Annotated in this window: 20 protein-coding genes and 2 tRNA genes; 10 read left to right on the plus strand and 12 right to left on the minus strand. The window is 69.8% G+C overall.

Annotation, left to right across the window (positions count from 1 at the left end; genetic code table 11):
- The first annotated feature begins 10 nt into the window (after nt 1-10).
- From JKJ07_RS05740 to JKJ07_RS05755, 4 genes are all read left to right on the plus strand, one after another.
- A complete protein-coding gene (locus JKJ07_RS05740) occupies nt 11-463 on the plus strand; it encodes a (2Fe-2S)-binding protein (RefSeq protein ID WP_202990194.1) in 453 nt (150 codons plus the stop codon).
- Nucleotides 460-1416, plus strand: a complete 957-nt coding sequence (locus JKJ07_RS51600; RefSeq protein ID WP_202990195.1) for an FAD binding domain-containing protein — start codon at nt 460-462, stop codon at nt 1414-1416. Before JKJ07_RS05740 ends, JKJ07_RS51600 begins: the two co-directional genes overlap by 4 nt.
- The gene (locus tag JKJ07_RS05750; RefSeq protein WP_202990196.1) at nt 1413-3452 is read left to right on the plus strand and encodes a xanthine dehydrogenase family protein molybdopterin-binding subunit; all 2040 of its coding nucleotides are present in this window, start codon (nt 1413-1415) and stop codon (nt 3450-3452) included. The genes JKJ07_RS51600 and JKJ07_RS05750 overlap by 4 nt, the downstream gene beginning before the upstream one ends.
- 161 nt (nt 3453-3613) lie before the next feature.
- Nucleotides 3614-4585 (plus strand): GNAT family N-acetyltransferase, encoded by a 972-nt coding sequence (locus JKJ07_RS05755; protein WP_202990197.1) that lies wholly within the window; start codon nt 3614-3616, stop codon nt 4583-4585.
- Nucleotides 4586-4658: 73 nt separating this feature from the next.
- On the opposite strand, the gene JKJ07_RS05760 is transcribed toward JKJ07_RS05755, so the two are convergent.
- Nucleotides 4659-5786 (minus strand): glycoside hydrolase family 12 protein, encoded by a 1128-nt coding sequence (locus JKJ07_RS05760; RefSeq protein WP_202990198.1) that lies wholly within the window; start codon nt 5784-5786, stop codon nt 4659-4661.
- Between the two features lie 282 nt (nt 5787-6068).
- Here JKJ07_RS05760 and JKJ07_RS05765 point away from each other — a divergent pair, with 282 nt between their 5' ends.
- The 3 genes from JKJ07_RS05765 to JKJ07_RS05775 all read left to right on the plus strand — a co-directional run bounded on the left by JKJ07_RS05765 (nt 6069) and on the right by JKJ07_RS05775 (nt 7434).
- Nucleotides 6069-6413, plus strand: a complete 345-nt coding sequence (locus tag JKJ07_RS05765) for a histone-like nucleoid-structuring protein Lsr2 (RefSeq protein WP_202990199.1) — start codon at nt 6069-6071, stop codon at nt 6411-6413.
- A gap of 77 nt (nt 6414-6490) precedes the next feature.
- Nucleotides 6491-7231 carry an SDR family NAD(P)-dependent oxidoreductase gene (locus JKJ07_RS05770; RefSeq protein ID WP_202990200.1) on the plus strand — a complete coding sequence of 247 codons (741 nt, stop codon included), beginning with the start codon at nt 6491-6493 and terminating at the stop codon, nt 7229-7231.
- Between the two features lie 38 nt (nt 7232-7269).
- A complete protein-coding gene (locus tag JKJ07_RS05775) occupies nt 7270-7434 on the plus strand; it encodes a hypothetical protein (protein ID WP_202990201.1) in 165 nt (54 codons plus the stop codon).
- A 6-nt stretch (nt 7435-7440) separates the two neighbouring features.
- On the opposite strand, the gene JKJ07_RS05780 is transcribed toward JKJ07_RS05775, so the two are convergent.
- Nucleotides 7441-7953 (minus strand): pyridoxamine 5'-phosphate oxidase family protein, encoded by a 513-nt coding sequence (locus tag JKJ07_RS05780; RefSeq protein ID WP_202990202.1) that lies wholly within the window; start codon nt 7951-7953, stop codon nt 7441-7443.
- Nucleotides 7954-7963: 10 nt separating this feature from the next.
- Nucleotides 7964-9595: a GMC oxidoreductase gene (locus JKJ07_RS05785; protein ID WP_202990203.1), complete on the minus strand. Its 1632-nt coding sequence runs from the start codon at nt 9593-9595 to the stop codon at nt 7964-7966.
- 568 nt (nt 9596-10163) lie between these two features.
- Here JKJ07_RS05785 and JKJ07_RS05790 point away from each other — a divergent pair.
- Nucleotides 10164-11195, plus strand: a complete 1032-nt coding sequence (locus JKJ07_RS05790) for a hypothetical protein (RefSeq protein ID WP_236028432.1) — start codon at nt 10164-10166, stop codon at nt 11193-11195.
- On the opposite strand, the gene JKJ07_RS05795 is transcribed toward JKJ07_RS05790, so the two are convergent.
- Nucleotides 11192-12775, minus strand: coding sequence for an AMP-binding protein (locus JKJ07_RS05795; RefSeq protein WP_202990204.1), 1584 nt, complete (start codon nt 12773-12775; stop codon nt 11192-11194). The two genes, JKJ07_RS05790 and JKJ07_RS05795, sit on opposite strands and share 4 nt — an antisense overlap.
- A gap of 52 nt (nt 12776-12827) precedes the next feature.
- Between JKJ07_RS05795 and JKJ07_RS05800 the strand changes: the two genes are divergently transcribed.
- Entirely contained in the window at nt 12828-13853 is a 1026-nt protein-coding gene (locus tag JKJ07_RS05800) for a zinc-dependent alcohol dehydrogenase (RefSeq protein WP_202990772.1), read from the plus strand.
- Nucleotides 13854-14101: 248 nt separating this feature from the next.
- Here the strand turns inward: JKJ07_RS05800 and JKJ07_RS05805 are convergent, their stop codons facing one another.
- The 4 genes from JKJ07_RS05805 to JKJ07_RS05820 form a co-directional block, all read right to left on the minus strand.
- Nucleotides 14102-15697, minus strand: a complete 1596-nt coding sequence (locus JKJ07_RS05805; RefSeq protein ID WP_202990205.1) for a glycosyltransferase family 39 protein — start codon at nt 15695-15697, stop codon at nt 14102-14104.
- Between the two features lie 36 nt (nt 15698-15733).
- Nucleotides 15734-17404, minus strand: coding sequence for an AMP-binding protein (locus tag JKJ07_RS05810; protein WP_202990206.1), 1671 nt, complete (start codon nt 17402-17404; stop codon nt 15734-15736).
- Between the two features lie 14 nt (nt 17405-17418).
- Nucleotides 17419-18090 (minus strand): dioxygenase family protein, encoded by a 672-nt coding sequence (locus JKJ07_RS05815; protein WP_202990207.1) that lies wholly within the window; start codon nt 18088-18090, stop codon nt 17419-17421.
- Nucleotides 18091-18192: 102 nt separating this feature from the next.
- Nucleotides 18193-18264 (minus strand) — tRNA-Met (locus JKJ07_RS05820).
- Between the two features lie 27 nt (nt 18265-18291).
- On the opposite strand from JKJ07_RS05820, the gene JKJ07_RS05825 reads away from it, so the two are divergent.
- Nucleotides 18292-18681 carry a VOC family protein gene (locus JKJ07_RS05825; protein ID WP_236028433.1) on the plus strand — a complete coding sequence of 130 codons (390 nt, stop codon included), beginning with the start codon at nt 18292-18294 and terminating at the stop codon, nt 18679-18681.
- 105 nt (nt 18682-18786) lie between these two features.
- On the opposite strand, the gene JKJ07_RS05830 is transcribed toward JKJ07_RS05825, so the two are convergent.
- From JKJ07_RS05830 to JKJ07_RS05845, 4 genes are all read right to left on the minus strand, one after another.
- A tRNA-Trp gene (locus JKJ07_RS05830) sits at nt 18787-18859 on the minus strand.
- Nucleotides 18860-19260: 401 nt separating this feature from the next.
- Nucleotides 19261-19956, minus strand: coding sequence for a DUF6745 domain-containing protein (locus JKJ07_RS05835; protein ID WP_202990208.1), 696 nt, complete (start codon nt 19954-19956; stop codon nt 19261-19263).
- Between the two features lie 138 nt (nt 19957-20094).
- On the minus strand, nt 20095-21087 hold the full coding sequence (locus tag JKJ07_RS05840; RefSeq protein ID WP_438871371.1) for a TAXI family TRAP transporter solute-binding subunit: 993 nt from the start codon (nt 21085-21087) through the stop codon (nt 20095-20097).
- A gap of 5 nt (nt 21088-21092) precedes the next feature.
- Nucleotides 21093-23108, minus strand: a complete 2016-nt coding sequence (locus JKJ07_RS05845; RefSeq protein ID WP_202990210.1) for a TRAP transporter permease — start codon at nt 23106-23108, stop codon at nt 21093-21095.
- Between the last annotated feature and the right edge of the window lie 34 nt (nt 23109-23142).

The raw sequence follows: 23142 nt of genomic DNA on the forward strand, positions 1-23142 counted from the left end.
CGCGGCGGCCATGGATCTCGTCGTGAACGGTGACCGGCACACCCTGGAAATGGATCCGCGCACGACGCTGCTGGACGCGCTGCGCGAACACCTCGGGCTGACCGGCGCCAAGAAGGGCTGCGACCACGGGCAGTGCGGCGCGTGCACGGTGCTGCTGGAGGGGCGGCGAGTCAACAGCTGCCTGATTCTGGCCGTCACGCTGGACGGCGCGTCGGTGACCACGGTCGAGGGGCTGGCTCACCCCGTACAGGAGAAGTTCTTGGAGCACGACGGGTTCCAGTGCGGCTATTGCACGCCGGGGCAGATCTGCTCGTCCGTGGGGATGCTCGACGAGGCTCTTTCCGACGACGATCCTCCCGAGCTTTCCGACGCCGAGATTCGCGAACGGATGAGCGGCAACCTGTGCCGGTGCGGGGCCTATCCGAACATCGTCCGCGCGATCCGGGAGGTGGCGGCCCGGTGAAGACGTTCACCTATCGCACCGCGACCGCGCTCGACGACGGCCTCGAACCGGGCGCGACCTTCCTGGCCGGCGGCACCAACCTGGTCGACCTGATGAAGCTCGGCGTGGCCACCCCCGAGGTGCTGGTCGACGTGACCAAGCTGCCGCTGGACGAGGTGACCGACTTGCCGGACGGCGGCCTGCGGATCGGGGCGGGCGTGCGCAACAGCGACCTCGCCGCCCATCCCCGGGTGCGGCGCGACTATCCGGTGCTCAGCCAGGCCGTGCTGGCCGGGGCGTCGGGGCAGCTGCGCAACATGGCCACCACCGGCGGAAATCTGCTGCAGCGGACGCGGTGCCGCTACTTCATGGACGCGACCATGCCGTGCAACAAGCACTCGCCGGGGTCGGGGTGCCCGGCCCGTTCCGGTGATCATCGGAACCTGGCGATTCTGGGCGGGTCCTCGTCGTGTATCGCTACTCATCCGTCCGACATGGCTGTTGCTCTGACCGCTCTTGATGCCGTGGTGCAAGTCAGTGGACCGGCGGGAGCGCGCTCGTTTCCGCTTGGCGATTTGTATCTTTTGCCCGGGGAGACGCCTCATCGTGAATTTACTCTCGAGCATGGTGAGCTGATCACTGCGGTGGACCTGCCGGGTGGCTCCGGTTCGAGCGCTTATCGCAAAGTGCGTGACAGAGCCTCGTACGCCTTCGCGGTGGGCTCGGTCGCCGCGGTGCTCACCGTCGCCGAGGGCACGGTGACCGACGTACGGCTGGCTTTTGGTGCTGTGGCCCCCAAACCGTGGCGGGCGCATGCGGCCGAGGAGGCGCTGCGAGGCCGGCCCGCGACCCGCGAGTCGTTCCTGGCCGCCGCGGACGCCGAACTGGCCGCGGCCGAACCGCTGCGCGACAACGCCTTCAAGATCACGCTGATCCGCAACCTCGTCGCCTCGGTGCTGGAGGGCCTGTCATGACCGCCACCTCGGAACGGGCCGTCGGGCAGCCGCTGCGCCGCATCGAGGGGCCGGACAAGGTCACCGGCGCCGCCCGCTACGCCGCGGAATACCAGGTAGGCGACGATCTCGCGTACGGGTGGGTCGCGCAGTCGCCGGTGGCCGGCGGCACCCTGACCGGGGTGACCGTCGACCCGCTGGTGGAGGCGGACGACGTGCTCGCCGTCCTCTGGCACGGCAACGCGCCGCGGCTCGCCGAGGGCGACGACCCCGAGCTGGCCGTCCTGCAGTCCGACCGGATCAGCTATCGCGGGCAGGCGCTGGCCCTCGTGGTGGCCCGTACGCTGGAGGCCGCCCGGGCAGCGGCGGCGTCGTTGCAGCTTTCGATAGATCCGTCGCCGGCCGACACTGTGCTGTCTTTCGCGCGTGACGACCTCTACACCCCGGAAAAGGTCAACCCGGACTTCCCCAGCGAGACCTCCACCGGCGATGTGTCCGCCGCCTTCGACGCCGCGCCGGTGCGGGTCGACGTCACCTACAGCACGCCCGCGCTGCACAACAGCCCGATGGAACCGCACGCCACGACGGCGCTGTGGGAAGGCGACGAGCTGGTCCTGTACGACTCGAACCAGCACCCGCCGGGCGTCGCGGCCACCCTGGCCACGCTGTTCGAGCTGCCGCCCGAGCGCGTCCACGTGATCACCGAGCACGTCGGCGGCGGCTTCGGCTCGAAGGGCACCGCTCGCCCCAACGCCGTGCTCGCCGCGATGGCGGCCCGGGTCACCGGCCGTCCCGTGCGCCTGGCCCTGCCCCGGCAGGCGCTGTTCAGCATGGTCGGCCACCGCACCCCGACCATCCAGCAGCTGCGACTGGGCGCCACGCCCGACGGCAAGCTGACCGCGATCGACCACCTGGCCGTCGCGCACACCTCCCGCCTGTTCGAGTTCGCCGAGCAGACCGCGGTGACCACCCGGCACCTGTACGAGGCCCCGGCCGTGCGCACCGGCCACCGGCTGGCCCGCCTCGACATGCCGACGCCGCGCTGGATGCGGGCCCCCGGCGAGGCGCCCGGCATGGTCGGGCTGGAATGCGCGATGGACGAGCTGGCCATCGCTCTTTCCTTGGACCCGATCGAGCTTCGCGTTCGCAACGCTTCTTCCTCGTTGCTCACCGACTGTCTGCGGCACGGCGCCGACCGGTTCGGCTGGCACGACCGCGACCCCCGCCCCCGGCAGCGACGCGACGGCGACTGGTGGATCGGCACCGGCGTCGCCTCGGCCACCTACCCGGCGATGGTCCAGCCGTCCACGGCCCGGGCCCGGCGGTTGTCCACCGGCGACTACGAGGTCTCGATCGCCGCCGCCGACCTGGGAACCGGCGCCCGTACGGTGCTGACCCAGATCGCGGCCGACGCGCTCGACGTTCCCCACGACCGGGTGCGCGTACGCATCGGCGACAGCACCCTGCCCTTCGCGTCGGTGGCCGGCGGCTCCTCGGGCACCGCCTCCTGGGGCTGGGCCGTCACCGGCGCGTGCCGTGCCCTGCGCGACTCGGGCGGGTCCGACGAGGCCACGTTCGACAGCTCCGACCTCGTCGAACAGCTGAACCAGGAGGGCAAGCACGCCTACGGCGCCCACTTCGCTGAGGTACGCGTCGACGCCGTCACCGGGGAAGTGCGGGTGACCCGGCTCTACGGCCTCTACGCCGCCGGCCGCATCCTCAACCCGCGCACGGCCCGCAGCCAGTTCATCGGCGGCATGACCATGGGGATGGGCATGGCGCTGCACGAGGAAGGCGTGCTCGACCCCAATGTGGGCACCTGGGTAAACCACGACCTGGCCGAATACCACGTGCCCACCCACGCCGACATCGAATCGATCACGGCCGAGTGGCTCGACGACGCCGGCGAGGGCCAAAACCCGATGGGCAGCAAGGGAATCGGCGAGATCGGCATCGTGGGCTCCCCGGCCGCCATCGTCAACGCGGTCTGGCACGCAACGGGCGTACGGGTGCGCGACCTGCCGGTACGCCTGGACAAACTGCTGCCGCACTTGTAGATCGTCTGGTTACTGGTCCCTATTAAAGGCCCGCCCACCGGGGGACCTCCACCCTAACCAGACGCCGGGCGTGAGAGCCGGGTTATCCACAGGGGCTGGGTTATCCACAGGGCGGCGGATTTGTGGTGGCGCGGGGATCGGGCGGTTGCCACGATGCCTGCGTGACCGACGAACCTCTGTTGCGGCGTGTGCGAAGTCTATGGGTCGAGCTGGCCGGGGCGCCGGTCGGGTTTCGGGCGGGGGCGGTCGACGTGGTCGTCTCGCCGCGGTCGCTGTTGTGTCCGCCGGGGTGGTGCGGGGTTGTCGAGATCGGCGACGGCAGCATCGCGACAGCGCCCGATGAGGAGGCGGCGGCCGCCTTGCGGCGGGTGCTGTCCACTGGCGATCCGTTGCGAGACCTGCCGTCGCATCGGGTGTTGGGGCCGGCGAGCCTTGCCTACTGCGACGCGGAGCGCTTCCGACCGGCCGGAAGCGGCGGCGAACTCGTCGGGCCGGCGGGGCGCGGCGCGGGGCTTGTCGGGCCGGCCGGCGAGCCTGTCGGGCTACCAGGAGGTGGCGACGAACTTGTCGGGGCGGGCGGAGGGCTTGTCGGGAACGGCGGGGCGCTTCTTCAGCCGGCTGACGAGGACGGGAACGGCGGGGCGCTTCTTCAGCCGGCTGACGAGGACGGGAACGGCGGGGCGCTTCTTCAGCCAGCTGACGAGGACGGGAACGGTGGGGTGCTTCTCCAGCCGGCTGACGACGACGGGGAGAGCTCCCGGTCGGGCGATCGCGACGAGGTCGAGGCGGTCTCGGCGGGGCATCCGGCGGTAACGGCGCTGCGGGCGGGGGTCAGCGTCGAGGAGGACGGGGAGGCGGGGCTCGAGGACATCACGTCGGCGGCCTTCGTCGTACGGGGGAAGGCTGTTGCGGGTTATGAGCTGTGGCCGCAAGGGACGGCGCATCTGAGTGTGCTTACGGCTGTCGCCTGGCGAGGGCGGGGGTGGGGCCGGCGGGTGGCTTCGGCGGCGACGGCGGACGCGTTGGCGAACGGGTTGTTGCCGCAATGGCGGGCCCGGCCGGAGGCGTCGCGCCGGGTGGCGAGGGCGCTGGGATTCGCCGAACTTGGTAAGCAGGTGAGCATTCGTTTATGACGTGGATTGGACGAGCCGCCCCGGCACCGGAGAATCGGCGACGAGGCGGCTCGGGTTCGGGGGATTCAGCGGGTCATGCGGTGGTGCAAGGGGAACCGTTGAGTGAGAAGGCGGACGGCGCCGCGGTTGAGCCGGTGTGGGTGGCCTGGAATCCGAACGAGGCGCTGGCGCCGGGGGCTATTGCGCCGTTCCAGGCGATGTTGCGGGCGGTCACCGCGCCACTCGAACCGGTCAATGCCGCGTTCCAGGAACTGGTGATCGACTGGCCGGCCGGCAGTGTGAAGGCGAGCGCCCAGCCGTTCAAGGCGGTCGATCCGGTATTGGCCACGGTCACATTGGCGGTGAGGCCGGTATTCCACGTGTTGGTGGCGTAGGTGATGCGGCAGGAAGACGTCCCGGTGGGCGGCGTCGTGGTCGGCGGATTACTCGGAGTGGTTCCGCCGTTGCCGTTCACCGCGGCGCTGAAATCGGTTACCGCCAGGCCCGCGCCGCCGATCCAGGGCTCGAATCCGGCCTGAATACTTGTCAAATACCAACTATTTGTGATGGCGCCCCGATTTTGCACGTCTCGGATGAAGTCGAGGACGCTGAAGCTCCAGCTGCTGATGGCCGACGGGGCGACGTAGGAGACGACGGCATTCGAGCCGTTGCTGCCCTGCCAGACCTGCCACGTGCGGCCGCCGATCGTGGCATTGCCGACGATCGAGCCGATCGGCTGGATCGAACCCTGCCGGTTGAACCAGATCATGATCTCTTGCTGGCTCACGCCGTCGGTCTTGGGCGACGGGTCCAGCCAGATGTCGTACGCGGCGTCGTAGGTCGCCCCCGACACGTATTGATAACTGATGCTGCTCGTCGCGCTCGCGATGTCGCTGACCCGGATCGGCAGGTTCGTTCCGGGCGAGCACTTGGTGTAGTGACAGCCGAGGTAGACGGCCGGATAGGAGACCGGGGCGCCGCTCGTGCTGCCGGTGCCCTGCTGGCTGGTGATGGCGAATCCGGTGCTGGTCACGTTGATGCACTGCTGGGCCGAGGTGCCCCAGCGGTTGTTCATCACGACGTAGCGGCCACCGATCGTGGTGCTGCCGTACTGCTCGCAGATCTGGGTGTCGGCCGCGGCCGGGCCGGCGACGGCGAGGGAGGTCAGGGCGGCCGCCGCGAGCAGGCCGGAGGCCAGGGCGGCGCGGAGAAGACGTCGCATTTCGTCAGCTCCTAGGGGAGGGGGATCCCGCGGGGACGGGTCTGTGGGAGCGCTCCCACGTCACGTTACAGGACATTCACGAGGGTGAAAAGAGTCTGTGCCGGGGGTAGCGCGACGGGCCACCCGAGGGGCGTAACCGGCGGCAGAATTGCGACATGCGGAAGGGGCAATTTGCACTAGGACTTATCGCAAGCCAGAATGAAAGCGTATCGACATTCCACGGCGCAGCCGTACGCGCAAAGTCGTGGCTCAAATGACATCGTGGTAGGAGCGGGGCACACCATGGCCAAGCAGGTAATAACCCTTCTGACCGACGACATCGACGGTGGCGAGGCGGATCGCACTGTCGAGTTCGGACTGGACGGTGTGAACTACACGATCGACCTCTCGGAGAAGAACGCCGGCAAGCTTCGCAAGGCGCTCGACCCGTTCCTGGGCGCGGCGACCCGCGTGGGCCGCACCGCGGTCGTGTCGCCGACCCGCCGTGTCGCCCCGGCGAGCACGGGCCGGGCCAGCCGCGACCAGAATCAGGCGATTCGCGAGTGGGCGAACAAGAACGGCTACGAGGTCTCCGAGCGCGGGCGCATCCCGAGCCACATCGTGGAGGCGTACCACAGCAAGCGATAGGTTGACCCAGCAAGCGCTGAAATGACGGCGTCGCCCCTCCACGGCGGCGCCGTTTTCTTCGACAATGGGGTGCGGCCATGCCGGTGGTAATCGTGACGGGCGCGTCGAGCGGAATCGGGCGGGTCACCGCGGAACGACTTGCCGGCAACGGCGTCACGGTGGTGCTGGCGGCCCGTCGCGCGGACAAAATCGCGGCCCTCGCCGAGCAATTGCCGAACGCCGTCGCGGTGCCCACCGACGTACGGGATTCCGCGGCCTTGGCGAATCTCGTCGAGCGGGCCGTGGCGGTCACCGGACGGATCGACGGGCTGGTGAACAACGCGGGCGTGGGCGGGGTGGCGTCGGTGCTCTCCGAGGACGCCGCCGTCGACGGCATGATCCAGGTCAACCTGCTGGCCCCGATCCGGCTGATGCGCGCGGTCGTGCCGATCATGCGCGAGCAGGGCAGCGGCGCGATCGTGAACATCGGCTCGGTCGCGGGCGAGGTCGGCATGAGCGGCGTCTACTCGGCCACCAAGTTCGCGCTGCGGGGCATGACGGATTCCGTACGGCGGGAGCTCGCGGGAACCGGGATCGGCGTCACCCTGATCGAACCCGGCTACATCGCCGGCGACGCCAACAAGAACCGCTCGGGGCTGCCCGGGCCCGAGATCGTCGCCGCGGCGGTGGAGAGCGCCCTGCGCCGCCCGCGCCGCCGCGTGATCGTCCCGGCCAAATATCGCGCCGCCGTGCTGGCCGCCAACGTGTTCCCGGGCATCGCCGACCGCATGTACGCCGGCAAGGCCGCGGGCAAGGGCGACGTCAAGGGCAGGCTCTGATCGTGCGTCAACGCGGCCGGCCGGGGTATGCGGATGGCATGACCGATCCGAGCAGCGCCGAGCCCTGGGCCACCGGGGCGGATGAGGCCGGGGAGACCGGCGGGGACTACGAGTACGACGAGGCGCACGGCGGCGGGGACGAGCCGACCGTGCCCGAGCATCTGTCCGACGAACTGCCGCCGTTGAAAGAGGCGCCCGAGTAGGGCGGCTCAGAGCACCCGGGCCCGGTGATCCCGCATGATGTCGTGGCGGTCGCAGGCCGCACCGGGCTCGCCGGGGCACAGCACCCACAGTTCGGACGCGCCGGCCTGATAGAAGCGCCATGGCTGGTCGCCGGTGACGTCCGAGCGGGTCAGCACGCGGCCGCCGCGCGACTCCGGGCCGGGGTAATGCTGCAGCGTCTCGTCGAGATCCTCGAGCGGCACCTCGCGGGCCTCGCCCACCGCGTACACGGCCCGGCCGTGATACGGCGGAACTGACGAGTCGAAGACCGTGAGGGCGACCGCGGGGCGATCGAGCAGGTTGAGCGAGTGCTGGGCGTCGGCCGCCGAGACCCAGAAGAACTCCCAGCTTTCGGCCACGGACACCCACGAGAAGTAAACCGGGCTGGTCCACGGCTGCCCGGCCGCCGAGACCGTGCCCAGCGTCAGGAAGCGGTTGATGCCGAGCACTTCACGGGCGTGCTCGACCAGGCTCGCGTCGGGTTCGGTGGGGTCCGTCATGCGGCCCAGCCTAGGGTGCGGGGCGCAGTGCCGCAGGGGCGTGCGCGGGCACGGCGGGGTGGGCGGGCGCGATCGGGGGCAGCCGCACATATTCCGAACCCAGCGGCGGGCGCGGGTCGGCCGAACCCTTGTTGGGCCACAGCGACAATGCCCGTTCGGCGAGTGCCGTGATGGTCAGCGACGGGTTCACGCCGAGGTTGGCGGGCACGGCCGAGCCGTCGATGACGTGCAGACCCTCGTACCCGAAAACGCGGTGATAGGCGTCGATCACGCCGGACGCGGGCGAATCGCCGATCGTCGCGCCGCCCAGGATGTGTGCGGTCATCGGGATGTTGAAGATGTCGCCCACGCCGCCGCCCGGGAAGCCGCCGATTCGCGTCGCGATCCGCCGGACGGCGTCATGGCCGACGGGGATCCACGTCGGATTCGGCGCGCCGTGCCCGGGACCGGTGGTCAGGCGGCCGCGGCGGGTGCGGCGCACGGTGAGCGAGTTGTCGGCCGTCTGCATGACGAGCGCGATGATCGTGCGTTCGCTCCAGCGCCGCACCGAGAGCGAGCGGACCAACACGTACGGGTGGCGCAGTGCCTGCCCCAGGAAGCGCACGGGTCGGGGCAGCCGGCCGCCGCCGTCGACGAGCATGGTGGTGAGCAGGCCCATCGCGTTGCTGCCGGGGCCGTAGCGCACGGGTTCGATGTGCGTGGTCTCGTCGGGATGGAACGACGAGGTGATCGCCACGCCGCGCGAGAACGGCTCGGCCGGGACGTCGGCCGTCTGCGCTCCGAGCAGCGCTTCCGAGTTCGTACGGGTCAGTGAGCCGAGCTGTGGGGACAAGTCGGGCAGGATCTTCTTGTCGCGCATGGCGTGCAGCAGGCGCTGAGTGCCGAGGGCGCCGGCGGCCAGGATGACGTCGCGGGCCGTGAAGGCGCCGTCGTTGAGGACCCAGCCGTCGCCGCCGCGCCGCAGCGAGGTGACCTCTATGGACGGATGCACGACCGCCCCGGCCCGCTCGGCCAGGTAGAGGTAATTGACGTCGAGCGCGTTCTTCGCCCCGATCCTGCAGCCGATCATGCAATTCCCGCACTCGATACACCCCGTACGGGCGGGGCCGGCGCCACCGAAGAACGGGTCGGCGACCTCTTTGCCGGGCTCGCCGAAGAAGACCCCCACCGGCGTACGGCGGAAGGTCGCACCCACCCCCATGTCCTCCGCGACCTGACGGATCACCACGTCGGACGGCGTCATCGAGGGCTGCTCGGTCACGCCGAGCATGCGCGAAGCCTGGTCGTAGTGCGGCGCCAGCTCGTCGGCCCAGTCGGTGATGGCGGCCCAGCGCCGGTCGTCGAAGAACGTGCGGGGCGGGCGATAGAGGGTGTTCGCGTAGACCAGCGAGCCACCGCCGACACCAGCCGCAGAGAGCACCACGATGTCTTTGAGCAGGGTGATCCGCTGGATGCCGCGCAGGCCCAGCTTCGGCGCCCAGAGGAAGTTGCGCAGGTCCCACGACGTTTTCGGCAGCGTCTCGGGAGTGAACCGCCGGCCCGCCTCGAGCACGCCGACCCGGTAGCCCTTCTCGGCCAGCCGCAGGGCGCTCACACTGCCACCGAAGCCGCTACCCACGATCACGACGTCGTAGTCCGCCATTGCCTCACTCTGCCACTACTCACCGGTAACCGTCACTGGTCCGGAGTCAGCCCGCCCCGAGTGCGGCGGCTTTCTTTTCTTTTTCTTTGCTTTCTCCTCTTGCGGGAGCGCTCCCACTAGAGTCGCCGCGGAATGACGAGGGGATGGGGCGATGGGCGAGAGTTCGGCACAACCCGGTACGCCGGTGCGGCATCGGCGGCCGGCTCGGCGGTCGGTGCTGATGGCTGCGCTGGCCGGGGTGCTTGTCGCCGCCGTCGCCTTTCCGGCCGGGGCGTGGGCGTTGGGCTGGTGGAGCGGTCCTTCGAAGTCGCCGGAAGCCGCCGCCGGGTCCGCCGCGCCCACGTCCCTGGGGGACTCTCCCGGGTTTCCCGCCGCCCGAACGTCAGCGGCCCCGTCGTCAGCAGCCCAGCCGTCCGCGGCCCCGTCGCAGTCGGCTGCACGTTCGGCCGCCAGTTCAGCCACGGCGACCGGCCCCTGTGGACGGAAGTCCGGCACCAGAATCACGCAGGTCAGCCTCGGGTCCAAAGTCGTAGGCTACGGCGGGGAGGGTGACACCGAGAAGTTGCCGATGGCGATCGCGGCCACCCCCGGCGGTGGTTCCTGGCTGGCCTGGCTCGGCACCGACGGCCAAGTACACCTGGGCAGGCTGGGCTGCGACGACAAGCTGATCGGCAAGCCGACCACGTTCACCGGCATCGACCTGCAGGACGTGCAGGCCGACGCCAACGGCGGGGTGCTGTTGCTGACCCGCAAGGGCACCTGTGGCACCGGGCCGCTGTGCGGGGGCGAGTCGAGCCCGTGCAACACGATGCACATGGTGCGCTTCAACAATGCGGGCAAGCTCGTCTGGGAACGCCAGGTCACCAACCTGACCGGTGGCCGGGACGGCTATGACGACGGGGCCCGGTTCGTCTGGTGGTATCAGCATCACGGGCGGCTCGCGTCGGACGGCGGCAACTACGCGGCGTACTTCGGGGTCGCGATCACCGTCAAGAACGGCAGCTGCGTCGACATCCACCAGGGCGACCGCATGCAGGTGGTCACCGCGGGCGGCAAGACCAGAAGCGGGGGATTCGAGGTCGGCTGCAGCCACGCCTGGACGCCGCGCATCGTGTGGGATCCCCGGGTCAAGAAATTCGTGACCGTCTGCGCCACCGACAACAACTGCCGCATCGCCCAGCCCGCGCCCTACCGTACGGTCGCCAAGGGCACCTGCGACGGCACGCTCTTCGGCGGCGATGTCGTGCTGGCCAAGTCGAGCGGCTACTGGACGGCGTGGAGCCAGGGCGGCAAGGTGCGCCTGTCGCACTTCAAGGGCGGCTCGGCGGCCACCAAGTCGATCACCACGGCGGCCTCGTCGAAGCATCCGCACCTGGTCGCGTACGGGAAAGGTCGCATGCTTCTGACCTGGCAGTCGGGCTCGTCGATGCGCGCGCAGGTGCACGACGCGGGCACGGGCGCGACGGTCGGCCAGCCGTTCACGATTGCCGTCAAGGACCATGACTACCAGGCCTTCAAGCCGTACGCGGACGGCAGCGCGGCCTACCCGGCGGCCGGCCCGGCCAGCTCGTCCATCAAGATCGCCCGCGTAGTGCCCTAGAGGTCCAGGATCGTCGCCGCCTGCTCGCGCATCTCGACCTTGCGGACCTTGCCGGTGACGGTCATCGGGAAGCCGTCGACCACGTGGACGTAGCGCGGGATCTTGTAGTGGCTGAGCTTGCCCGCGCTGTACGCCCGCACGTCGTCGGCGGTCAGTGGGGTGGTGCCGGGTCGCATGACGATCCAGGCCATCAGCTCCTCGCCGTACTTGGGGTCGGGCACGCCGATCACCTGCACGTCGGCGATGTCGGGATGGGTGTAGAGGAACTCCTCGACCTCGCGCGGGTAGACGTTCTCGCCGCCGCGGATGACCAGGTCCTTGATCCGGCCGACGATGTTGACGTAGCCCTCGGCGTCCATCGTGGCCAGGTCGCCGGTGTGCATCCAGCGGGCGGTGTCGATCGCCTCGGCCGTCGCGTCGGGCTGGTCCCAGTAGCCGAGCATCACCGAATAGCCGCGGGTGCAGAGCTCGCCCGGTTCGCCGTGCGGCAGGGGCCGGCCGGTGTCGGGGTCGACGACCTTGGACTCGAGGTGCGGCATCACGCGGCCGACGGTCTCGGTGCGGCGGGCCAGATTGTCGTCGGGGCGGGTCATGGTCGAGACCGGCGACGTCTCGGTCATGCCGTAGCAGATCGCGACCTCGCTCATGTTCATCTCGGCGACGACCCGCTTCATCACCTCGACCGGGCACGGCGAGCCGGCCATGATTCCCGTACGCAGGGTGGACAGGTCGTAGCCGGCGAAGTCGGGCAGGCCGAGCTCGGCGATGAACATGGTCGGCACCCCGTACAGGGAAGTGACTTTCTCCTGCCCGACGGCCGCGAGCGTGGCCGCGGGGTCGAAGCCGGGCGCGGGCAGCACGATGCAGGCGCCGTGCGAGGTGGCCGCGAGGTTGCCCATCACCATGCCGAAGCAGTGATAGAGCGGGACCGGCAGGCACACGCGGTCGTGCTCGGTGTAGTTGATCAGCTCGCCGACGAAGTAACCATTGTTGAGGATATTGTGGTGCGAGAGGGTGGCACCCTTGGGGAAGCCGGTCGTGCCCGAGGTGTACTGGATGTTGATCGGGTCGTCGAACGCCAACGCTATTCCGGACAAGTCGTATTTGTCCCCGCGGTTGCTGAGCTCGCTGAAGCTCTCTTCACCGATGTAGACCGCGTCGGCGAACCCGATCTCGTCGATCATCGCGCGATAGTTGCTGGTCTTGAACTCTGTCGCGCTGATGAGCAGTCTGAGCCCCGACTGCTCGACCACGAAGCGCAGTTCATGCGTCCGGTACGCCGGATTGACGTTGACCAGAATGGCGCCGATCTTGGCCGTCGCGTACTGCGTGATCACCCACTCGGCACAGTTCGGGGCCCAGATCCCGACCCGGTCGCCCTTCTCGATGCCGCGCGCGAGCAGCCCCCGAGCCAGCCGGTTCACGTCCTCGTCGAACTCCGCATACGTCCACCGCCGGCCCGACGCCACCTCGACCAGCGCCTCCCGATCCCCGAACCGCGCGACCGTACGGTCGAGGTTGGCGCCGATGGTCTCACCGAGCAGGGGCAGGTCCGACACACCCGAGGCATAGGACGTCATGTGGGCAGCATCACCCAGGACCCCGTACGCGGGCTAGTGTCTTGCCGTGGGAATGCGTCGAGTGATCGTCTCGGGTGACGGAGTGTCGGTGGCCACGGTCGAGGCGCCGGAAGCCGGGCCGGGCGAGGTGCTGGTGCGGACGGCCGTCGCCGGGGTCTGCGGGTCGGACACGCATGCGCTGGCCGGGCTGCATCCGTTCATCGTGCTGCCGTACGCGCCGGGGCACGAGGTGTGCGGCACGGTCGAGGCGGTCGGGCCGTCGGTAACCGGAGTGACAGTGGGTCAGCGGGTCACGCTCGAGCCGTTCCTGCCTTGTTGGGAATGCAAGCAGTGCCTGGCCGGGCGGCAGAACATCTGCGAGCGGCTGCGCTTCTTCGGGTGTGCCCACGACCAGGGCGGCATGGCCGACTGGTTCACGATCGACCAGCGGCGGCTGCACGTGATCCCGGACGGGCTGACGTGGGAGCAGGCGGCGTTCATCGAGCCGCTGGGCACTCCCGTGCACGCCGTGGGGCTGGCCGGCGGCGTACGGGACAGGGCCGTGGCGATTCTCGGGGCGGGCACCATCGGGATCCTGACCCTGCAGGTGGCGCGGGCCTACGGGGCGCGGCGGGTGGTGGTGACCGCGCGGTCGGCGGCGTCCCGGCAGCGGGCGCTCGACTTCGGGGCCGATGCCGCGATCGACGCCACCTCGCCGACGTGCGCCGACGACGTGCGGGAGGCGCTGGGCGAGAGCGCCGACGTGGTGTTCGACTGCGTCGCCGAGCAGTCGACGACCGATCAGGCGCTGGGCATGGTGATGAAGGGCGGGACGGTCGTCGTGGTGGGGGTGCCGCCGGCCGACGTACGGATTCCGCTGCCGCTGATTCAGGACGCGCAGCTGCGGATTCAGGGCAGCGCCACGTATCTGCCGGCCGACTTCGCCGAGTCGATGCGGCTGCTGAGCGCGGGCGAGGTGGACGTGTCCCGGATGATCACGGCGACTTATCCGCTGGACGAGGCGGCCGCCGGGTTTGCCGAGGCCGCTTCGGGGCGCCACCTGAAGGTCCTGCTGACCGCTCAAGATCGCCCCCACTAGGCCCACCCCGCCCACCCAGGGGGCTGGCCGAAAACGGGCCTGAGCCGTCCGTCAAGACGTGCTCGAAGACTACGACGCCGACGGGGGCGGAATCGGGTTGTCCACAGGCCGACGACTGTGATGTGACGAACACGTCGGCGGCGGCGAGAGGTGGTAGTGACCGGGCCGCCGGTAGCGGGGGACGGCCCGGTGTCGCACTCAGCGTTTCCGAAGAAGCGGGACTTGCCGGAACTCGTACGGGAAATGTTTCAGCGGCGGTAAATGGTGAACGAGTAGCCGACTTGATCGATCGGGGTGCTGGTGTCGATCAGTTGTTTGAGGCGGTTGCGGGCCAGCGCGACCCGGGAGTCGGAGACGACGAGCAGGCCGCGGACCTCGTCGATCGGCACGGTGAGCGGGTTGCGGCCGTCGATGTCGTAATAGGCCGGCGCGCCCGAGCCCTTGTAGACGAGCCAGACCGGTTGACCGGGATATTTGTCCTTCAGATGCCGGGAGAGGCGGGGCAGATCCTGGCCCCAGTCGACATTTGAGTCGTGCAAGACCTCGTGGGTGCGGGAAGTGCCACCGAAGGCCTCGTTCGAGTAGGGCAGGTAATACGGGAACGTCAGCAGCGAGCTCACCGCGACGAAGCCGGCCAGCGCGGTCGCCGGGGCCCACGTCCATCGCCACCGGAGCAGCACGATCGTGCCGGCCACGACGGCCAGCATCATCGGCATGAAGATGACGTAACGCGTGCCGTAGTTGCGCGACCCGGTCATCGCGACCAGCATCAGCACCCCGGCCGGCACGAGCAGATAGAGCGCGGCGATCCACTTCTTGATCAGCAGCGTGACCGTGCCCGCGAGCCAGAGCAGCAGCATGCCGATCGGCGTCTTGATCAGCAAGGCGGCCGGCAAGTAATACCAGAGCGAGCCCTTGTACGCCTCGCCGAACAGGAACCCGTTGGTGACCTTCTGCTCGAGCCGGAACTGAATCATGATCCCGTCCCGGTACGACGGGGGGAGCGGCAGCAGGTCGGCCACTTGGGCCTTGAGGCCGCTCGGGTTCAGGTAGCTCGGGGTGGTCCAGCGCAGCCGCGGGTCGACGATCAAGTAGACGAGCCAGACGACGGCGACGGCGATCAGGCCCACCCCGATCGCCGCGAGCACGCGTTTGCCGAGCTCGCGCCACGTTTTCATCGGGCCCGGGTTGATGACGGCGGGGGCGAGCAAGGTCAAGAGCAGCGCCAGCGGTACGGCCGGGAGCGTGCTCATCCGGGTGGCGAGCGCGGCACCCAGGGCCAGGCCGGCGAGCGGCAGGTAGCGGCGCGGGTGTTCGCGGGCCCGCCACAGCATCCAGAACGTGACCAGGACGAACCCCGCGGCCGGCACGTCGAGCGTGGCCAGCGAGCCGTGCGCGATGATGTCGGGCGAGAAGGCGTACAGGGCCAGGGCGATCAGACCGGCCCAGCGCCCGGCGAGATCACGCGCGAAGAACAGGACGGCCAGGCCGAACAGCAGCGTGAGCACGATGATCGGCAGCCGCGCGGCCAGCATCAGCTCGAACGGGTTGTTGCCGCTCTCATAGAGCAGGTGCCGGCCCAGGTTCGTCTGATTTCCCCGGTACGCCGGGTCGAGCGTGGCGCCGGTGAAGGCGAGCCCGGCCGCGATGAACAGCTTGGCCAGCGGCGGATGCTCCGGGTTGTAGAGCACCTGATGCTGGTCGAGGTAGAACTGCGCCGTGCCGATGTAGACCGGCTCGTCGATCGTCGGCGACTGCTGCACGGCGGTGGTGAGCATGGCGAACGCCATCTGCCCCAGCAACAGCACCACGGCGAGCGGATAGAGCCAACGCCGCAGCAGCATCGCGCCACATTAGCCCGGCGACGCTGCAAGATCACATCAGCCGCGGAATTCGCCCGCCGGGATCGTGGCCGGGTCGGCGTTCTTGGTCGCCTCGGCCAGGCGCAGCTCGACCCGGCGGATCTTGCCCGAGATCGTCTTGGGCAGGTCGGCGAACTCGAGGCGGCGGATCCGTGCGTACGGCGGCATGTGCTCCCGCGCGTGGGCGAAGATCGCGTCGGCCGTGGCGGCGCCGGGCTCCCAGCCCTCGGCCAGCACGACGTACGCCTTGGGCACATTCAGGCGTACGGGGTCGGGGGAGGGCACCACCGCCGCCTCGACCACCGCCTCGTGCTCGATCAGCACGCTCTCCAGCTCGAACGGGGAGATGCGATAGTCGGACGCCTTGAACACGTCGTCGGTGCGGCCCACGTACGTGATGTAGCCGTCCTCGTCACGCGAGGCGACGTCGCCGGTGTGGTAGAAGCCGCCGGCCATCCGCTCGGCCGTGAGCCCGGGATCGCCGTGATAGCCGACCATCAGCCCGGTCGGACGCGGGTCGAGCGCGACGCAGATCTCGCCCTCGTCGGCCTCCTCGCCAGTGGTCGGGTCGATCAGCGCGATCCGGTAACCCGGCACCGGGCGGCCCATCGAGCCCGGCTTGACCGGCTGGCCGGGCGAGTTGGCGATCTGCACGGTCGTCTCGGTCTGGCCGAAACCGTCGCGGATCGTCACGCCCCAGGCCTTGCTGACCTGGTCGATGACCTCGGGGTTGAGCGGCTCGCCGGCGCCCACGACGATGCGCGGGGGAGTGGCCAGCGCCGACAGGTCGGACTGGATCAGCATGCGCCACACCGTCGGCGGCGCGCAGAAGCTGGTCACGCCGCACCGCTGCATCTCGGCCAGCAGCCGGCCCGCGTCGAACCGCGTGTAGTTGTAGATGAACACGCAAGCCTCGGCGTTCCACGGCGCGAAGACGTTGCTCCAGGCGTGCTTGGCCCAGCCCGGCGACGAGATGTTGAGGTGCACGTCGCCCGGGCGCAGACCGATCCAATACATGGTCGAGAGATGCCCGACCGGGTACGAGGCGTGGGTGTGCTCGACCAGCTTGGGCCGCGCGGTCGTGCCCGAGGTGAAGTAGAGCAGGAGGGTGTCGCTCGCCTTGCTCTTCCCGTCTGCGACAAACCCGACATTTCCCTCGTACGCGTCTTGCAGGTGTCGCCAGTCCTCGACGGGCTCGCCCACCGCGATGCGGGTGACCTCGGGGTGGACGTCGGCGAACTTGCTCGCGGCCGAGGACGCGGCGATGACGTGCTGGGCGCCGCCGCGGGCCACCCGCTCCGCCGAGTCGGCCGGGCCCAGCAGCGGCGTCGCCGGGATGAGGACCGCGCCCAGCTTGATGGCGGCCAGGATCGTGTCCCACAGCTCGACCTGGTTGCCCAGCATGACGACGATGCGGTCACCCCGGCGCACCCCCTGGGCCTGCAGCCACGTGGCCACCTGACCCGACCGGTGCGCCATCTCGGCGAACGAGAACCGCTGCTCCGAGCCGTCCTCCTCGACGATCCAGAGCGCGGGCTTGTCGTTGCCCTCGGCGATCACGTCGAACCAGTCGAGCGCCCAGTTGAAGTCGCTGTCGCCCAGGTCGGGCCAGCGGAACTGCTCGACCGCGGTGTCGTAGTCGTCGCCGTGGGCCAGCAGGAAATCGCGCGCCGCCTGGAAACTAGTCATCTGGTCCTCCCGGCTCAGATGCTAATCGTCCCCGTCGCCACCAGGCCACGTCCCAGATCACCCGTGACGGTCGCCATGTCGAGCGGGCCGCCGTCGTCCTCGACCGGGCCGGCCAGCGCCAGGTGGGTGGCGTTCTCCCAGTACGCGGAGGTGCCGTAGACGAGCACGCAGGCGTCGGCGGGCAGGCCGATCTGCCCCGCGCGCACCGGCTCCGCGTTGACCTCGGGGCTGACCTCGAAGCTCAAATGCGGCCAGCGGCTCTCACTCGCGCCCGGGAAGATCGTCGAGAACGCCACTCGGCCGTCCTCGTCGGCCACCTGAACGCCGCGCAGGAAGTTCTGATCCTCGAGCCCCGGCGAATACAGCGAGTAGGCGCCGTGCCGGTCGGCGTGCCACAGATAGAGGGCGTGCCCCGCCAGCGGCCGCCCGTCCGCCGCGCTGACCAGCCGCAGCCGCACCGAGAGCCGGACGCCGCGAGCGACCCCCGACGCCTTGCCGAAGCTGCGCCGGAGGTCGTCGCGAACAATGCCCGACCGGGTGAGGACGTCCTTGTCCGCACCCGCCAGGGTCGCGACGGTGACGCCGTTGACCAGGCCCATCATGCGGCGGCGGCGCAGCACCGGGAAGTCCACGGCGAGCCCAACGCCGTGTTGCTGCTGCACGTCCGCTTTCACCTGCGTGGTCATCCGGCCCCCTCGTCGACGATCAGGCTCCATTACGTGGCTTGATGGTTGCGGGGCTCGGTCGCGTCCGGTTGCAGTCCGGGTGCAGCGTCCCCGGGGGCGTCGTATCGTCGGGTGGGCTCGAACCACCGGCTTCCGCCTTATGAGGGCGGCGCTCTGCCACTGAGCTACGACGACGTGCTTTCCGGCCTTACTGTGCTGGGCATGCTGCGATCACGTACCGAGGACATGTGGTGGGGCATGGCCGTCGAGGCCCCCGACCCGCCGGCGCTGGCCCGGTTCTATGCGGAGCTGGTCGGCTGGGCCGTGGTGCACGAGGAGCCGGGCACCACCGTGCTGGCCACCCGGCCCGACGGCTCGAACTTCGTCGTCTTTCAACAGGCCGACGGATATGAGCCGCCGGTCTGGCCGCCGCTCGACGGGCGGCAGCGTCCGATGATGCACTTCGATTTTCAGGTCGGCGACCTCGATTCCGCGGTGGCCGAGGCCGAGGCCCTGGGGGCCACGGTCGCCGAGCATCAGCCGCAGTCGCACGTAAAAGTGCTGCTGGACCCGGCCGGGCACCCGTTCTGCCTGGTGCGCGACGACGGCTGATTGGGGCGGCGGTCGTACGTTGGCGGGGTAGCGCAAGTATTCCCCGCCGGCGAGCCTGAGCCGGCGCGTACGCCGCCGCCCCTTATTCAATTGTCGCCGGGGAAGCACGGGCGGCAGGATTCGAACCCGCATCTGACGGCTTTGGAGGCCGGCGCTCTCCCGATTGAGCTACACCCATAGGACCAATTCCGGAACCGGATGATCCGGCACCGCTGATCGAGAAGTCATCCGTGATCTCGTCGAAGAGACGGGCCCATTCGGAACCGTCCACAAGACCAGCGAGCGCAGCCTAGAGGCGCAACGGCGCACGCATGGTCAGGCCGACGGGACTGCTGCGGCGTCAGAACGCCCGGGCCGGCATGGAATGCCGTCGACGCGGGGCGGACCGCCACATCTCCGCGGCACTCACACACAGGCGAAGAACAATGGCGTCAAGCCATTTCATCTCGATCCCCTTTCGTGTGGCGCTCTTGCGGACCCACTGAACATAGGACCCATCGCCCGAGCCCCGCAATCGTTTTTCGAGCCGCCGTTTCCGCCGAGCCCGGCGACCCCCGTGAGCCGCCGGGCGCCAACGGGTCAGCCCACGGACCAGCCGTCGCCGTATTCGACGAACAGGGGGTCGGTGCGCAGGGTCACCGGGCGTTCGACCAGCACGCACCGGTTGTCGCCGGGCCACCACCAGCCGCCCGAGCGGGTCAGGGCCGTCCAGTCCTCGAACTCGCGACTCTCCCGTACGGGAACGAGGTTGGTCTTTCGCAGGACGTCGGCAAACGCGATCCAGCACGCGTCCTGGTGGCCGTACCAGCCGACCGGGACCGGGCCCAGCGCCGCCCGGATCGGCAGATAGCTCTCGGACAGGCGGCGGAAAACCTCTTCCCGTACGCCCTGAACCAGCACCTCGTGGAACGGCAGTCCCGCCTCGAGGGCCTGCTCTGGGCGCATGCGGGGCCAGCGTTCGCCCTTCTTGCGCTTGGGCGGGGGCCGGTCGGCGGGCGGCTCGGTGAAGTCGGCCTCGAGGGCTGTCCGCAACCGGGACAGGCCGGCCGCGATGTCGCTGGCCACCGGGCGTACGCCGAACTCGGTCAGCAGATCCTCGTGGGCCGGGAGCCCGTCGAGCAACCGAAGCGCGGCTCGGGGTGACGTGACCCAGACGAACTCGGGACGCCGCCGGCGATGCCGGGCGTAGATCGAGGCGATCGCATCTTCGGTGACGGTGTGGTCGACCGGCTTGGTGGAGAACCCGACCTCAAGCCACTCCTGGCGGATCCGCACCGCCTGGGACCACAGTTCTGAACGGAGCGCGGCCTGTCGCCGCGCGGTCGCGATCAAAGCGCGAGGGCGCACGCGCCCTTCCGGGAGAAGGTCATCATGCACCCATGATGACCTTCTCCCAGCGGGTTGTGCAACCCGTTATTTGGGGGCGCCCAGATCGTCCAAGGCCTTCGCGGAGCCGCGGTGGAGCGGCACCGGATCGGTCTTGCGGGCCTGCTCGAGGGTGATCTCCTTGGCCGCCGCGTTGGCCTGTTCGAGCTGCGGCTTGCGGTCGAACAGGGTCTTGGTCAGGGTGCACGCGACGTTGGCGTCGAGGTCGTCCTTCACGAGCAGCACGTTGGGGACGACGATCGTCTTGGTGTCGGCGGCCAGCTTGTAGGTGGCGGCGGGGATGGACCCCTCCTCGTACACCTCGTTGATTTTTTGCAGCTCCGGCAGCAGCGGCGTGATGTCGAGGAACTCGACCTGGCCGCCGGCGGTGGTGAGCAGGTCGGTGATGCCGGGCGTGGGCAGGCCGCCCGACCAGAACAGCGCGTCGATCGAGCCTTCCTTCATGCCGTCGACGGTCTTGGTCAGGTCGAGCTTCTGCGCGCTGACGTCCTTCGCGGGGTCGAGCCCGGCCGCGGTCAGCAGGCGGTTGGCGATGACCTCGGTGCCCGATTTCGGGGAGCCGGTCGAGACGCGCTTGCCCTTCATGCCGGCCACGTCCTTGATGCCGGCCGCCTTGCGCACGATCACCTGCGTGTAGTTGGTGTGGATGCGGGCCAGCGCGGCGATCGGCTGCTTGCTGTCGAAGCTGCCGGTGCCGTTGATCGCGTCGGCGGCGGTGTCGGCCAGCGAGAACGCGACGCCGTACGTGCCCGCGACGAGCTGCTGGATGTTCTGCACCGACGCCCCGGTCTCGGCCGCCGTGGCCTTGACCTTGCCGCCGGCGGCGCCGATCTGCTCGGCGTACGCGTTGCCGAGTGCGAAGTAGACACCGGTCGCGTTGCCGGTGGCGATGCCGATCCGGGTCTCGTTGGCGACGTCGCAGGTCACCTCCCCGCCGGCGTCGGTCGAGGCGGCGTCCTGCCGTCCGCCGCAGGCCGTCAGCGCTCCGGCCAGGGCGAGCGCGGCGCCCATTGCTGCCATGCGTCTCATGTCAACCCCGTTCCTGTCTCGTTGCGGCGTTTCCCCATTGCCGACCAACCGGCGGCCGCGGCCAGCAGCAAGATGCCGAGGCCGATCGTGAGCGGCTCCAGATAGAGCAGAAGCAGTCCGGCCAGGGCGGCCAGCACCCGGGCGCCCGTGCCCGCGCGCCCCACGCCCAGCACCCAGCCCCCGGTGGCGACGGCCAGGCCCGCCACGCCCAGCATCGCGGCCAGCGAGGCCCAGACGATGTCGAGGAACGGCCCGCGCGCGAGCAGATAGGACCCGGACGGCGTGAGGACGAACGCGATCGGCGCCAGGAACGCCGGGAGGGCGTACTTGAGCGCCTGCCACATCGTCGGAATCGTGCGCCCGCCGGTGATCGCGCTCGCGCCCACCGCGGCCAGGGCCGTCGGCGGGGTGACTTCGCTGAGCACCGAGTAGTAGAAGACGAACATGGCCGCGGCCGGTGCGGGCACCCCGAGGGCGAGCAGCGCCGGCCCGATGATGACCCAGCCGATGATGAAGCTCGCCGTGACCGGCACCGCGAGGCCCAGGATGGACAGCGCGATCGCGGCCAGGATCACGGTCAGGGCCAGCACGACGGTCGGGTTGTCGGTGACCGCCTGCGCACCCCGTACGAGCAATGACGCGAGCTGGGCGCCCAGCCCGGTCTTGGTCGTGGTGGCGGTGATGATGCCCGCGGCGGCGCAGACCGCGACCACCGGCAGCACCCCGCGCACCCCGGCGCTCAACGCGGTGAACAGCCGCTGCGGGGTCAGCCAGGAGCGGCGGTCGAGGAACGACAGGGCGAAGGCCAGCAGCGTGGCGTAGACGACCGCGCGCGTCGCGCTCTGCCCCAGGGCCAGCAGCACGACGATCAGCACCAGCGACGAGAAGTGATAGCCGAACCGGCCCAGCAGGCGCAGCGTGCTGACCTGCGGCGTCTCCAAGGAACGGACCCGGAACCGGCGGACGTCGATCTCGACCGCGAGCAGGATGCCCAGGTAGTAGAGGACCGTCGGGATCATCGCCCAGCCCAGGACGGTCAGGTACGACACGTCGAGGTATTCGGCGACGATGAACGCGGCCGCGCCCAGGGTGGGCGGCGACAGGATGGCCCCGACCCCGGCCGCGGCCAGCATGCCGCCCGCCTGCTCGGCCGGATAGCCCGCGCGGCGCAGCATCGGCCAGGTGACCGCGCCGACGCTGACCGCCGTGGCCGTGCCCGAGCCGGAGACCGTGCCGAGCAGGAAGCCCGCGGCCACCGCCGTACGCCCGGCGGCGCTGCGCGACTTGCGGAACGCGGCCACGGACAGGTCGACGAAGAACCGGCTGGCCCCGGAAAGATCGAGCACGGCGCCGTAGATGGTGAACAGCACGATGTACGTCGCGGCGACGTCGAGCGGGGTGCCGTAGAACCCGCTGCCCGAGTTGTAGAGCGCGTCGACGATCTGCGAGAAGTCGAGTCCCGCGTGGGCGATCGGCCAGCTCTGCGGGAGCAGTCCGCCGTAATACCCGTACGCCAGGAAAGCGAGACAGACCACGGGCAGCGCCCACCCGGTGGTGCGCCGGCACGCCTCGACCACCAGCACCAGCAGGACGGCCCCGAACACGATGTCGGCCGGCTCGAGCAGGCCCTGCCGGTCGAGGAACCCGTCGTAGCCACCGCCGAACGGGCTGATCGGGTAAAGACAGACGACCAGCGCCGCCGCGGCCAGCACCCAGTCGGCGACCGTGGGGCTGTCGCTCTTCCTCTTGAAGATCCGGGACCGGTACGCCAGGAAGACCAGCGGGAGCGTGCCGGCCAGAAAGATGATCAGGTAGTACTGGCTGCCGCGGGCGAGCGGGCGGAACACCTGCCACAGCACGAGCACCGCCACCGCGAAGGCGACTATCGCGACGGCCAGGCCGATCCGGCCCTTGAGCTCGCGGGCGGGCAGCTCCTCGTCGTCGTAGTGCAAGGCGTCCAACGTGGACGCCTCGGACCGCTCCCGAACTTCGGAAGATCGATCTTCACCCATGAAACGGACAGTACCGGCTGGGGCGGCGCTTGGT

The organism is Paractinoplanes lichenicola (assembly GCF_016785085.1).
In the GTDB taxonomy this organism is placed as follows: Bacteria; Actinomycetota; Actinomycetes; order Mycobacteriales; family Micromonosporaceae; genus Actinoplanes; species Actinoplanes lichenicola.

What these genes read in the sequence shown, in the direction of transcription:
- JKJ07_RS05740 (WP_202990194.1), top strand. Translation starts at nt 11, where the DNA reads ATGGATCTCGTCGTGAACGGTGACCGGCACACCCTGGAAATGGATCCG.
- JKJ07_RS05750 (WP_202990196.1), top strand. Translation starts at nt 1,413, where the DNA reads ATGACCGCCACCTCGGAACGGGCCGTCGGGCAGCCGCTGCGCCGCATC.
- JKJ07_RS05760 (WP_202990198.1), bottom strand. Translation starts at nt 5,786, where the DNA reads ATGCGACGTCTTCTCCGCGCCGCCCTGGCCTCCGGCCTGCTCGCGGCG.
- JKJ07_RS05765 (WP_202990199.1), top strand. Translation starts at nt 6,069, where the DNA reads ATGGCCAAGCAGGTAATAACCCTTCTGACCGACGACATCGACGGTGGC.
- JKJ07_RS05770 (WP_202990200.1), top strand. Translation starts at nt 6,491, where the DNA reads ATGCCGGTGGTAATCGTGACGGGCGCGTCGAGCGGAATCGGGCGGGTC.
- JKJ07_RS05775 (WP_202990201.1), top strand. Translation starts at nt 7,270, where the DNA reads ATGACCGATCCGAGCAGCGCCGAGCCCTGGGCCACCGGGGCGGATGAG.
- JKJ07_RS05780 (WP_202990202.1), bottom strand. Translation starts at nt 7,953, where the DNA reads ATGACGGACCCCACCGAACCCGACGCGAGCCTGGTCGAGCACGCCCGT.
- JKJ07_RS05785 (WP_202990203.1), bottom strand. Translation starts at nt 9,595, where the DNA reads ATGGCGGACTACGACGTCGTGATCGTGGGTAGCGGCTTCGGTGGCAGT.
- JKJ07_RS05790 (WP_236028432.1), top strand. Translation starts at nt 10,164, where the DNA reads ATGGCGATCGCGGCCACCCCCGGCGGTGGTTCCTGGCTGGCCTGGCTC.
- JKJ07_RS05795 (WP_202990204.1), bottom strand. Translation starts at nt 12,775, where the DNA reads ATGACGTCCTATGCCTCGGGTGTGTCGGACCTGCCCCTGCTCGGTGAG.
- JKJ07_RS05800 (WP_202990772.1), top strand. Translation starts at nt 12,828, where the DNA reads ATGCGTCGAGTGATCGTCTCGGGTGACGGAGTGTCGGTGGCCACGGTC.
- JKJ07_RS05805 (WP_202990205.1), bottom strand. Translation starts at nt 15,697, where the DNA reads ATGCTGCTGCGGCGTTGGCTCTATCCGCTCGCCGTGGTGCTGTTGCTG.
- JKJ07_RS05810 (WP_202990206.1), bottom strand. Translation starts at nt 17,404, where the DNA reads ATGACTAGTTTCCAGGCGGCGCGCGATTTCCTGCTGGCCCACGGCGAC.
- JKJ07_RS05815 (WP_202990207.1), bottom strand. Translation starts at nt 18,090, where the DNA reads ATGACCACGCAGGTGAAAGCGGACGTGCAGCAGCAACACGGCGTTGGG.
- JKJ07_RS05825 (WP_236028433.1), top strand. Translation starts at nt 18,292, where the DNA reads ATGCTGCGATCACGTACCGAGGACATGTGGTGGGGCATGGCCGTCGAG.
- JKJ07_RS05840 (WP_438871371.1), bottom strand. Translation starts at nt 21,087, where the DNA reads ATGGCAGCAATGGGCGCCGCGCTCGCCCTGGCCGGAGCGCTGACGGCC.
- JKJ07_RS05845 (WP_202990210.1), bottom strand. Translation starts at nt 23,108, where the DNA reads ATGGGTGAAGATCGATCTTCCGAAGTTCGGGAGCGGTCCGAGGCGTCC.